The 10,339-nt window shown below is 42.1% G+C and carries 14 protein-coding genes; all 14 read right to left on the bottom strand.

Features of this window, described 5'->3' with window-relative positions; genetic code table 11:
- Positions 1 to 108: 108 nt before the first annotated feature.
- Positions 109 to 771, bottom strand: coding sequence for a putative quinol monooxygenase (locus tag SSIN_RS02930; RefSeq protein WP_037615534.1), 663 nt, complete (start codon positions 769 to 771; stop codon positions 109 to 111).
- 12 nt (positions 772 to 783) lie between these two features.
- Positions 784 to 1,698 (bottom strand): amidohydrolase family protein, encoded by a 915-nt coding sequence (locus SSIN_RS02925; protein WP_037615532.1) that lies wholly within the window; start codon positions 1,696 to 1,698, stop codon positions 784 to 786.
- A 165-nt stretch (positions 1,699 to 1,863) separates the two neighbouring features.
- A complete protein-coding gene (gene trhO, locus SSIN_RS02920) occupies positions 1,864 to 2,850 on the bottom strand; it encodes an oxygen-dependent tRNA uridine(34) hydroxylase TrhO (RefSeq protein ID WP_037615530.1) in 987 nt (328 codons plus the stop codon).
- Between the two features lie 138 nt (positions 2,851 to 2,988).
- Positions 2,989 to 3,480 (bottom strand): DUF6773 family protein, encoded by a 492-nt coding sequence (locus SSIN_RS02915; RefSeq protein ID WP_037615528.1) that lies wholly within the window; start codon positions 3,478 to 3,480, stop codon positions 2,989 to 2,991.
- 9 nt (positions 3,481 to 3,489) lie between these two features.
- Positions 3,490 to 4,167, bottom strand: coding sequence for a CPBP family intramembrane glutamic endopeptidase (locus SSIN_RS02910; protein WP_037615526.1), 678 nt, complete (start codon positions 4,165 to 4,167; stop codon positions 3,490 to 3,492).
- Positions 4,164 to 4,640 (bottom strand): DUF6773 family protein, encoded by a 477-nt coding sequence (locus SSIN_RS02905; RefSeq protein ID WP_037615524.1) that lies wholly within the window; start codon positions 4,638 to 4,640, stop codon positions 4,164 to 4,166. Before SSIN_RS02905 ends, SSIN_RS02910 begins: the two co-directional genes overlap by 4 nt.
- Before the next feature lie 44 nt (positions 4,641 to 4,684).
- Complete coding sequence (locus SSIN_RS02900) at positions 4,685 to 5,179, bottom strand: DUF6773 family protein (protein ID WP_037615522.1); 495 nt, start codon at positions 5,177 to 5,179, stop codon at positions 4,685 to 4,687.
- Between the two features lie 19 nt (positions 5,180 to 5,198).
- Positions 5,199 to 5,396 (bottom strand): helix-turn-helix transcriptional regulator, encoded by a 198-nt coding sequence (locus SSIN_RS02895; protein WP_015605663.1) that lies wholly within the window; start codon positions 5,394 to 5,396, stop codon positions 5,199 to 5,201.
- Positions 5,380 to 5,580, bottom strand: a complete 201-nt coding sequence (locus SSIN_RS02890) for a hypothetical protein (protein WP_037615518.1) — start codon at positions 5,578 to 5,580, stop codon at positions 5,380 to 5,382. Before SSIN_RS02890 ends, SSIN_RS02895 begins: the two co-directional genes overlap by 17 nt.
- A 350-nt stretch (positions 5,581 to 5,930) precedes the next feature.
- Entirely contained in the window at positions 5,931 to 6,782 is an 852-nt protein-coding gene (locus tag SSIN_RS02885) for a VOC family protein (RefSeq protein WP_037615508.1), read from the bottom strand.
- Between the two features lie 364 nt (positions 6,783 to 7,146).
- Positions 7,147 to 7,710 (bottom strand): ECF-type riboflavin transporter substrate-binding protein, encoded by a 564-nt coding sequence (locus SSIN_RS02880; protein ID WP_037615506.1) that lies wholly within the window; start codon positions 7,708 to 7,710, stop codon positions 7,147 to 7,149.
- 11 nt (positions 7,711 to 7,721) lie between these two features.
- Entirely contained in the window at positions 7,722 to 8,567 is an 846-nt protein-coding gene (locus SSIN_RS02875; RefSeq protein WP_037615504.1) for an SAM hydrolase/SAM-dependent halogenase family protein, read from the bottom strand.
- 328 nt (positions 8,568 to 8,895) lie between these two features.
- Entirely contained in the window at positions 8,896 to 9,897 is a 1,002-nt protein-coding gene (gene galE, locus SSIN_RS02870; RefSeq protein WP_037615501.1) for a UDP-glucose 4-epimerase GalE, read from the bottom strand.
- A gap of 114 nt (positions 9,898 to 10,011) precedes the next feature.
- Positions 10,012 to 10,134, bottom strand: coding sequence for a hypothetical protein (locus tag SSIN_RS11010; protein ID WP_280513202.1), 123 nt, complete (start codon positions 10,132 to 10,134; stop codon positions 10,012 to 10,014).
- Positions 10,135 to 10,339 lie beyond the last annotated feature (205 nt).

The raw sequence follows: 10,339 nt of genomic DNA, 5'->3' as shown, positions 1-10,339 counted from the left end.
TTCAGTACAGAACCAAATCCTTTCACTAATATTTTTTGTCCAACTTTTTGGGGTCAGTACATTTTTTAATCCCAAATTCTTTAGTGTTTTTTATGAAATAAGATAGAGTCAGCGCTTGTAAGTCTTGAGCTCTCCCTGACTGATAGCGGTGCCATTGTACAAATCATAAAGCTGTTTATCGCAAACAAGGTCAGCTGTGCCTTCGATATAGTCTTTGAAATGCTGGGTTTCTCGATGGTTCAGATAAGCTGCCTCATCCGCATAGACTTCAAAGAAATAAAAACGATTCGATTTCTGAGCATCTGCCATGGCATACATGGCCAAGACTCCCGTTTCCTTCTCCATAGAAGCCACCATTTCCTCAGTCACAATAGCTTGAAAATCAGTAGCCCCCTCTGCCTTCACCTCAACCTGAGCAAATTTCAGATAAAAATCATTCGGCTGAGTCCATTGGCCAGCAGGCAGCTTTTCCTGCAAAAAAATCGGCTGAACATCATAGGCTTGCCGTTCCGTCATGAGCGGCCCTGCTTCTGTCACAAAATACTGGTATTGGGGCGAAGCTCGGTGAATCTGATAATCCTCTTCACTGCGATAAACCTCAAATACATAGGAAACAGTCTCCTGACCCTTGATGGGGCTAGCATACATAGCTAGGGTGCCAGGCTCCTGTTCCTGAGAAGTCGTCAAATTCTTGAGACCGATTGCTTGAAAACGACTCTGGTTTCCGTCTGCTACTGTCAGCCGAAAAAGATGGATGATGGGTGTTGTCATCTTAAACCTCCCTTAGTCTTTGAAAATGATCTTCTGAGCATTGGCGGCCAGAATCTGCTCCTTATTTGCGGACGAGAGGGGCAGATCTTCGATAGCTTGGAGAATGACCTGGGTCGCGCCGGCTGGCTGGATGCCTAAAGGCAGGTCGGTACCAAAGAGCACTCGATCCACCCCAAAATACTCAATAGTAAGCTCCAAAGCCTTAGGATTGCCCAGAATCGCCGTATCCACATAAAACTTGTGAAAATCCTTTTCCTGGTCCTCCGGCAGAATATAGCGAATCCGCTCACTGAAGAAAGGAACCATGGCTCCTGCATGGTGGACGATAATTTTCAGGTCTGGGAACTCCTGAAAAATACCTGTCTGAACCAGCTGAAGCATGGCTTGAGTCAGCTCATATTCCCAAGAAAAGATGATATTATTGTCTGGCTTGCGCTCATCAAAGATGGGATGCAGCCAAATGGGCAGATCCAGTCGGGAGCAGGCTTCAAAAATCAGGTGAAATTCTGGGTCAGCTATGGACAATCCCAGAGCCCGAGTAAAGAGCTGAACACCAGCCAGATGAGGATTAACAGCTGTTTCTTGGAGGATTTTCACTGCTTCTTCCACATGATTCATAGGAATCATAGCAACACCTGCCGCAAAGATATCAGAATTGTCCGCCACTACTTGGGACAACTCCGCATTAGCCTGACGGCAGAGAACAGCTGCCATCTCAGAACTAACATAGTCTTCGGGATTGATATTGACAAAAGAAATAATCTGCTGGGTCTCCTTATCCCAAAAACTACGTCGCAACTCTATATCAGTCAGCTGAGGATGCTGGATAAAGGGAAATCTCTCCGGTAGCTTGGGTTCAATTTCCAGCATCTGCCTATAAAAATTAGGTGTAAGAACATGAGCAAATACATCAATTTTCTTAGTCATTTTCTACCTCCACTTCTTGCTTTTCATAATTAAATTATACCACGTATTGAAGAGTTTCATCTCCAAAAATCAGTTATCAAATCACAGCTCTAGCTTGAACTTTTTTATTTAAGGAATATGAAAAAATTTCCAAAAAAACAGCCCAATTGGACTGTTTCGTGCTCTTTATGCAGGAGCTACTTCATTTAAAGATTCTCCAATCGCAGCCAAACGCTCCACCACTTCTGCCTGGCTCAAGCCGTTTTCAGCCACATAACGGTTGCGAGGGTGAACACGACATTCGTGAGAACAGCCGCGGAGATACTTGGCTTCATTTTCTTCTGAAGTCAGGATACGGCGGTTACACTCTGGATTGCCACAGTTGACATAGCGCTCGCAAGGAGTCCCGTCAAACCAGTCTTTCCCAATCACGACTGGATTCACATGATTGATATCAACTGAGATACGCTCATCAAAGACATACATCTTGCCGTCCCAAAGCTCACCTTGTACTTCTGGATCCTTACCATAAGTCGCGATACCGCCATGCAACTGACCGACACCCTTGTAGCCTTCACGCACCATCCAGCCTGAGAATTTCTCACAGCGTACACCACCGGTACAGTAAACCACCACGCGCTTGTCCATGAACTTCTCTTTGTTATCACGGACCCATTGCGGCAATTCGCGGAAGTTGCGGATGTCTGGACGGATGGCTCCACGGAAGTGACCCAGATCGTACTCATAGTCGTTACGAGTGTCTAAGACAACAGTGTCTTCGTCCAAGAGAGCTTCCTTAAATTCCTTAGGTGACAAGTAAGCTCCTGTCGTTTCCAGCGGGTTGATGTCATTATCAAAATCATTGTCTTCCAAGCCCAAGTGCACAATTTCTTTCTTGTAGCGAACAAACATTTTCTTGAAAGCTTGTTCGTTTTCTTCATCCATCTTGAACCAAAGGTCTTCCATGCCCGGCAAGGAATGCACATAATCCATGTATTTTTGAGTGGTTTCATAATCACCAGAAACCGTTCCATTGATTCCCTCATCTGCCACCAAGATACGGCCTTTCAGACCGATGAATTTACAGAAAGCCAGATGATCAGCTGCAAATTTCTCAGCATTCTCAATCGGAACATATTTGTAGTAAAGTAGGACGCGAATATCTTTTGCCATAAGATTTTCTTCTCTTTTCTATTCTTAAATTATCTGAATTTTTAATTCAACTCTTTCATTATATCGCGAGAAGAAAAGCTGAGCAATTTATTTGTTTGAAAAATAGTAGAGCTGAAATCTTTCAGCGGAAAAGCTAAGTCAGCCCTCTTTCTCCAATTCTTCCAAATACTTTTCAAAGAGCTTCTTCTGCCACTTGCTGAGAGTCTCCAAGAAAATATTGACCATTAGCATAAAAGGAAAGTGAATGACAAAAGTAATTAAAATAACAAATAGAAACATGGGGTGAAAAACACTATTATGATAAATAGCATGATTGAGCTGAAAATTCTGGCAGGCAATCAAAAGGGTCAGAAATCCTGTTGCAGCCAGCAAACCCCAGATAGTCAGACTGAAACTATTGTAATAGTTAGCTCCCAGATGCTGAGCTCGATACATGAAATAAAGAGAGGCAATGGCAATCAAAAGCAAGAAGGGCTGGTAGTGAACGACTCCCCCATTCATAGCTACAGAACCCATATATAAAGCTAAACTGCCACATAGCATGAGACTGAAACTCTCCATCCCAGCCTTGTTGACCAGTTGTTCTTCGCGTTCGTCTAAGATTTGACGTTTAATAAGTTTTATTCTCATTTCAAGCTCCTATACTTCTACTCCAAAAATAGGGATTAACAACATAAGAATGGCAGGAAGTCCGTTATTTATCATGTGAACTGCGATACTGACTTCCAAGCGCCGAGTTCGATAAGCCAGCAAGGTCAAAATCACAGAGGCACCACCATAAATCACAAAAGACATAATATTGGTTGGGCCATGAAAAATCGCAAAGAGCAGTCCGCCTATGATATAGCCCCAGCTTTCATAGCCCTTAAAAATTTTTAGAGGAATGATGCCACGGAAAATAATTTCTTCTGCGATAGGCGCTAAAACTCCAAGCATGATGGGGAACGAAATCATATCTCCTCTTCGGAACTCCTCCATCAAAGATGCCTGATTAGCCGTTGTCACTTCTCCATGCAGCCACTGGAGTAATACCGTCCCAAGGACAGATATAAGCAACATGCCTAAGAGGCCTAGAGCAATTCGCTTCCCGTCTCCTTGTTGAAAGATTTTTCCAGACTGAGATAAGATTCCAGCCTTCTTTGCTACCACGACAAAGACCAGCAAAGTGAGGAAAATCAGCAAAAGCCCAAGACCAATGGTCCACTGTTTGTGAAATTGATAAGTTATTGCTAGCTGCTGAAACAGCATAGGGAGCATATACAAGGCCAAGGCTAAGAAAACGCAGCCAACCCAGATCAATCGTCTCCACCAAGTCATTCTTCATCCTCCAATTCCTGATCCAGCTTTGCTTGACCTTTGCCGTTTAGGTAAAGACTGATCTTGTCCATGGTCAAGCTTCCAAGCATAAACAGTATCATTGCAAGAGCCAGCTTGAGCAGATACAAAATGCTCAACATGCTAGCCAGACTTTCTCGCTGACCCAAGAAATCAATACCCATAACGATGAAAGCAAAGACGACTCCACCGCCAAAACGCTCTGGCCATTTTTCCTCTCTCACCATATCACGAACATCAATCCCTAGACTTAAGCGACGAAGCAAGGCATATAGACCTACCAGGGTAAGCAGAATACCTTCTGGCAGATAGGCCAGCAAGCTTAGATGGAGGACGTAGGCTTTGAAAAACACAGAGATAGCCAAGAAAAGAAACATTCCTAGCACTAGTTCTCCCGCAACTTTGCCGTCCAATTTCTCTGTTCGTTCATCTTTTATAACAGGCTGCTTCTTCATTTTCTTTCTCACTTTCTTATTTATAAGTTGAAGATTCATTGATTCTAATTCTCATCATTTTCTAGTTCTTGGTCTAATAAAACCTGTCTCTTCTGATAAAAATAATTGACTCCCTTGTCTAAAATACTAGAGAGAACCAGTATCAGCGCAATAATAAAAATAAATTGTAAAAATGGATGATGGCGAAAGAATGGTCGAATAGCTGAATTTCCACCTAACATCTGAACAGCCACGATTACAATCGCTAAGATAGCTCCGTTAGCCAAACGACTTCTGAGTGTGCGAACACTACTAGTTGGATGATGGCGTCTGATGTCTAGACCCAGCTGCCAGCTCCGAATTCCTGCATATAGCTCCATCCCTAAAATAATCAAGATTTCTGGTAAGTAGCCTTCTACTGGCACATGCCAAATCATGATTTTGATAAAAATAGAAATAACAAGCAAAATGATAGCAAAAAAAGCTATTTCATTTCCTAATTTTCTCTCAAGCTGTACAGTCCGTTCATCTGTATAGACTTTTTGTATTCTGTCCTTCATCTTCTTTCTCACTTTCTTCCTATTCTTCCCAAAACAACTGATCCAGCGTTTTATTGAGGCATTTGCAAATGGCCAAGCATAAACTAAGACTGGGATTGTACTTGCCTGCCTCAATCAGGCCTATGGTCTGACGGGTCACGCCAATAGCATCAGCTAAGTCACCTTGGGTCATGTCATGCTCAACCCGTGCCATCTTGAGCTTAAGATTTTTTGCCATGGTCACCATCCTTATCATCATTCTTTTGCCCACCTATGGCGTAGAAAGTACAGCCAAGGGTGACATCAGCACAAGCGAGTATGATAAAGGTTTGATTTTTTTGAATCATGCCCACAACTAGTAGAATTGTCACCGATACAAGACAAATAAGCAGTATATGCAGATCATTCACTTTCTTATTCATATCTACGCTCCTTTCATCTTCATAAGTCCATTATACAATATATCTTAAATAATGCAATATATATATTACATAAAGTTATATTTTATTTGCAAATCATAGCTGGAGCTATTTTATAGACCTAAGAAAAAAGAAAGTGAGACAGAAATCGGTAATTCGTTAGAATTCAATTTCGTCGTCCCACCTCCGCACAGTTGAGTAGGGCTGTAAAAGCTGATGAAATCAGCCTAGTAGAGTCCACTCAACCACTGCGTCTTGCTCGACAATCCAAAAACAATTGAGAGGCTAGGACTTTTGTCCCAGCCTCCTTTTCACTTGATTATCTGAATACATGAATAAAAACTTGATCTTCCTTATCCCTTTCGCACACGGGTCACAATCCCGTTCATGTCCGTGACTTCCAGTTCATTAGAGGAAAGCCAAGTGACCGCGGCCTCTTGCTCTTGCGCCCGCTTGTAGATGCCAAGTAAGTCTTCCTTACTCTCTACTTCAATAACGTAGTAAGCCAGTCCAGGGAAGGCTTTTTCTCGCAGTGCCAAATTTTTCCCACCCCATTCATTCACTGCTAGATGGTGGTGATAAGTTCCCGATGCGATCCAACTAGCTGATGGCAGAGTAAATTTATCCTGCAAGCCAAACACTTCTTGATAAAATTTTGTAGCAAGGCGGCTATCCTTAACAGACAAATGAATGTGTCCCATCCGGGTTTTTGGAGCAATGACAAAAGGCTCCAACTTTCGACCAAGCTCATATATATTCTGCGCATCTAGCTCCTCCGTTACACCGATGATACGACCATCCTCACGAATGTCCCACTCAGATACAGGCTTATCTCGATAGAGTTCAATACCATTTCCCTCCAAGTCTTCCAGATAGAGGGCTTCACTATATCCATGATCCGCTCCACCGATTAGGGGAATTCCTAACTCGGCGATATGCTTGAAAATATTCGCCAAATCCTCTTGACTTGGCAGGAGAATCGCCAAGTGATAAAGCCCATAGCTATCTTTAACACTTGTCATTTGCTCAGTCTGAATCAGATGGACAAGTGCTTTTCCTCCAACACCCAAAATCGCTTGATCTTCTTTTTGAAAAAGAAGGTCTAAACCAATCACTTGATGATAAAATGTGGTCTGGCTCGCCAGATCTTTAACATTCAAAACCACTTCTGCCAAATGAATGCGGCTATTGTATTCGTATGTCATAAATTTCCTCGCTTTTAAATTGTAATGTTATTTGTTACAACTATTATACACCTCCATGATGAAATGTCAATGATAACAACTTACAAGAAGTCAATCTAAAACTCCTCGATGTAAATACAAAAAGAGTCTGGGACAAAAGTCCGACCTCAAATATAAAAAGCGAACAAAACTAGTTTTCTGGTAATCAGAATTCTGCTTTGTTCGCTTTTCGCATTTAATTATAGATTTGAAGGGCCTAATAATTAAGATTTTTAAAAATTGAAATCTTTTTTATACGTAATCTTCTCAGGTTTCATTATTCTGTGAGTGTGGACGCAGCAGCCCTCATGGCAGTCTGTCCCAGACTCTGTAACATCTAGTACGATTAATCTTTCTTAAGGCTACCTGAGCGCGTCTGAGTACGGGCGTAGGCTAGTAAGAGCAAGGTTCCTGCTACAGCAACTGTCACTCCATTGGAAAGAGTTGCCACAAAGCCTTGTATAAAGACCTTATTGACTGGCTCGCTATAAATCAAGATGTCGCCAATCGGAGCGAGCAAGAGCCAGACAAAAGCATTGGCCAAAAGCTGGAAGATATTGAAGTTGACGATGTCTTTCACTTCAAAAACACCTTCTGCTGCACGGATGCGATTTTTAAACAAACCAAGAATAAAACCAAAGAAGGCACTAGCGATAATCCATGACCACCAGAGACCGTAGCCAGCCATGGCATCTTTGATAACGTGGCCAATCAAGCCCATCAGGAGGCCGACAAGTGGACCAAAGACGACACTAAAGAGTGCCTGAACGGCATACTGCAGCTGAATACTCGTATTGGGCACTGGTGTCGGAACACTGATCATACCAATGACTGCGAAAAGTGCAGCTCCAATTCCTGTTGCAACAACTTCTTTAATGGTAAACTTTGTATCTAAAAATTTCTTATTCATTTTCTTCTCCTTTAATTTTCTATGCGCTTAATCTCAATATGCCATTGGGCACCGACGCCCACATTATAAGCCTTGGCAAAGGAACCTTGGTTGATAGCCAAACCAACCCGATAAAGTGAATTGATATAGAGAATCGGCTGACCGATTCGGACATCTGCAAAGGATTTGCCATAGGTCACTTGATTTTGATAGACCAGCATGTCATTGTTGTAAATAGTGACTTCAAAACGGTCGCCAAAGTTCGGTTCCAACGTGCAGAATTCCTCACGAGTAATCGAAGTCCAAAGTGAGCCAAAGCGAACATCTAAAATATCAATAGCACCACCAACAAAATTCTCCGCCAGCCTTGTTTCTACAACAGGAATTTCGACAATTCCTTCGACACTCAGCTCTGGGCCAACTTCCTCAAAACTGATGTGACCACTAGCCAGCTTAGCACCTGTATAGGCATAGACATCCCGCCCATGGAAAGTATAAGAATGCTCGGTATTCTTACGGCGATTCTTCACTTCAGAAATCTCACGAATGGCTACGATGCCGACATGTTTTTTGATAAAGGATAGCGTTCCATTGTCAGGGGTTACGATATATTGATTTTTACTGGTCTTGGCAACTACACTTTTACGTTTGGAACCAACACCTGGATCTACGACCGAGACAAAAGTCGTTCCTTCTGGCCAGTAGGCCACTGTCTGAAAGAGCCGATAACTTCCTTCAAAGATGTTGTAAGGGGTTATGTCATGGGTCAAATGATGGATTTTTAGCGTCGGCGATTCCTCTAAAGCCACTCCAATCATAGCTGACACAGCTCCATCTACCAGACCAAAGTCCGATTGCAGGACCAATAGATTGTTCATTTTATTCCTCCTAGGCTTGCTCGCCTGTCTTTTCCAAGCCCTTTAATCTTACCAAAATTAGGCTCTTTTTGCTATAGCTTCAGCCATAAAAATTTTTTATAAGAGAACATTTCCGAAAGATATAGCCTTCCAATTACAGATTTTCCTCAAAAAGAAGAAAATCGTCTGCTATCCAGCCAAGTGATTCTCTGTCATAGGAGAACGACTGCCCTTTACTTTAAGACCTGCTCCTGGCTAAAGACAAATGTCGCACCTAGGATATGATATGCTGCTATTGTCAAAGCTTTTTAAACCACGTTTGTCCCACAACTTTTGTCGATTTATCTATTCAATCGTGCAAACTGATTTGCCACTTCCAGGAATCCCGCATCATGTCTTCCAAGTTTTTTTCAGCTATCCAGCCCAGTTCTTTTCGAGCTCGACTGGCATCAGCAAAGCAAGTCGCAATGTCGCCAGAACGACGCGATGTGATACTATAGGGAACTATTACCTGATTGACCTTTTCAAAGACTTTGATCAGATCTAGCACACTATATCCCTTACCTGTACCAAGATTATAAATTGCACTTCCTTGGCTTATTAGATTTTGTTTGAGGGCTAAGACATGGCCTTTTGCTAGGTCAACAACATGAATATAATCACGTACGCCCGTCCCGTCGGGTGTATCATAGTCATCACCAAACACCTTCACTTCCTTTAATTTCCCAGCCGCAACCTGTGTAATATAGGGAACTAGATTATTAGGAATTCCTGTTGGTGCTTCTCCAATCAAACCACTGGAATGAGCTCCTATGGGATTAAAGTAACGGAGAATGGTCACTGACCATTCTGGATCTGACTGCACTATATCATTTAAGATTTGCTCGATCATCAGCTTGGTTTGTCCATAAGGATTGGTCGCTGATGTAGGTAAATCCTCTATTAAAGGGGATTGATTATTCATACCATAAACCGTGGCACTGGAACTAAAAACAATGTTTTTTACATGATGCTTGACCATTACTTCCAGCAAAGAAAGGGTACCAGAAATATTGTTATGGTAATATCTCAGAGGTTGCTCTACAGATTCCCCAACAGCCTTAAAGGCAGCAAAATGAATGACCGCCTGAATATCATTTTCATAAAAAACATTGTCTAAAAAATCTTTATTCAAGATTGATCCTCTGTAAAAAGGAATGTTTTGTCCTGTGATGGTTTTTAATCGATTCAGAACTTCGGGAGAACTATTAGAAAAGTCATCAACTAGAACTACCTCAAAACCAGCATCAAGCAATTCCACTACCGTATGGCTTCCGATAAAACTTGTTCCACCTGTTAATAAAATTGTCATAACTATTTACTCCTTTCAGAAGAATACAAAAGCTCTCAGCATACCCTAGGTCATCCACAGCTGTAAACGAGTATAGCTCATAACAGCTGTGGGAAAATAGGATAAATAACCAGATTAGCCGTGGTATTCACCATTATACTGGATAAGGGTAATATCATTGATGTCCTCGATAGCTCGGATTTTATCCACAAAAGCCAGATTTTCATCCTTACAGAATACTTCTACCGAAAGCTCCATTGCTCCCTTGCGGGCCGTTTTAGCTTTGATGAAATGCTTGATTTTGCCAAAGGCTTGCAGGATCTTCTCCTCCGTTTCATCATGCTTATAATGGATGACCGCGATGTAGACCTTGCCATGTTGCTGAAAATGGTGAAAAATCAGGCTCTATAATTTCTGTAGTGGGTAAAACCACCATAGGGATTATGGAGCCTATTTTGCTGTA

It is taken from the genome of Streptococcus sinensis (genome assembly GCF_000767835.1).
Taxonomy (GTDB): domain Bacteria; phylum Bacillota; class Bacilli; order Lactobacillales; family Streptococcaceae; genus Streptococcus; species Streptococcus sinensis.
The sequence above is the reverse complement of the archived record's forward strand: the minus strand, read 5'-3'. Positions and strand labels throughout refer to the sequence as shown.

Bases quoted from the DNA above. Each gene is read 5' to 3' on its own strand.
- SSIN_RS02930 (WP_037615534.1), bottom strand. From the start codon at position 771: ATGACAACACCCATCATCCATCTTTTTCGGCTGACAGTAGCAGACGGA.
- SSIN_RS02925 (WP_037615532.1), bottom strand. From the start codon at position 1,698: ATGACTAAGAAAATTGATGTATTTGCTCATGTTCTTACACCTAATTTT.
- trhO (WP_037615530.1), bottom strand. From the start codon at position 2,850: ATGGCAAAAGATATTCGCGTCCTACTTTACTACAAATATGTTCCGATT.
- SSIN_RS02915 (WP_037615528.1), bottom strand. From the start codon at position 3,480: ATGAGAATAAAACTTATTAAACGTCAAATCTTAGACGAACGCGAAGAA.
- SSIN_RS02910 (WP_037615526.1), bottom strand. From the start codon at position 4,167: ATGACTTGGTGGAGACGATTGATCTGGGTTGGCTGCGTTTTCTTAGCC.
- SSIN_RS02905 (WP_037615524.1), bottom strand. From the start codon at position 4,640: ATGAAGAAGCAGCCTGTTATAAAAGATGAACGAACAGAGAAATTGGAC.
- SSIN_RS02900 (WP_037615522.1), bottom strand. From the start codon at position 5,179: ATGAAGGACAGAATACAAAAAGTCTATACAGATGAACGGACTGTACAG.
- SSIN_RS02895 (WP_015605663.1), bottom strand. From the start codon at position 5,396: ATGGCAAAAAATCTTAAGCTCAAGATGGCACGGGTTGAGCATGACATG.
- SSIN_RS02890 (WP_037615518.1), bottom strand. From the start codon at position 5,580: ATGAATAAGAAAGTGAATGATCTGCATATACTGCTTATTTGTCTTGTA.
- SSIN_RS02885 (WP_037615508.1), bottom strand. From the start codon at position 6,782: ATGACATACGAATACAATAGCCGCATTCATTTGGCAGAAGTGGTTTTG.
- SSIN_RS02880 (WP_037615506.1), bottom strand. From the start codon at position 7,710: ATGAATAAGAAATTTTTAGATACAAAGTTTACCATTAAAGAAGTTGTT.
- SSIN_RS02875 (WP_037615504.1), bottom strand. From the start codon at position 8,567: ATGAACAATCTATTGGTCCTGCAATCGGACTTTGGTCTGGTAGATGGA.
- galE (WP_037615501.1), bottom strand. From the start codon at position 9,897: ATGACAATTTTATTAACAGGTGGAACAAGTTTTATCGGAAGCCATACG.
- SSIN_RS11010 (WP_280513202.1), bottom strand. From the start codon at position 10,134: ATGGAGCTTTCGGTAGAAGTATTCTGTAAGGATGAAAATCTGGCTTTT.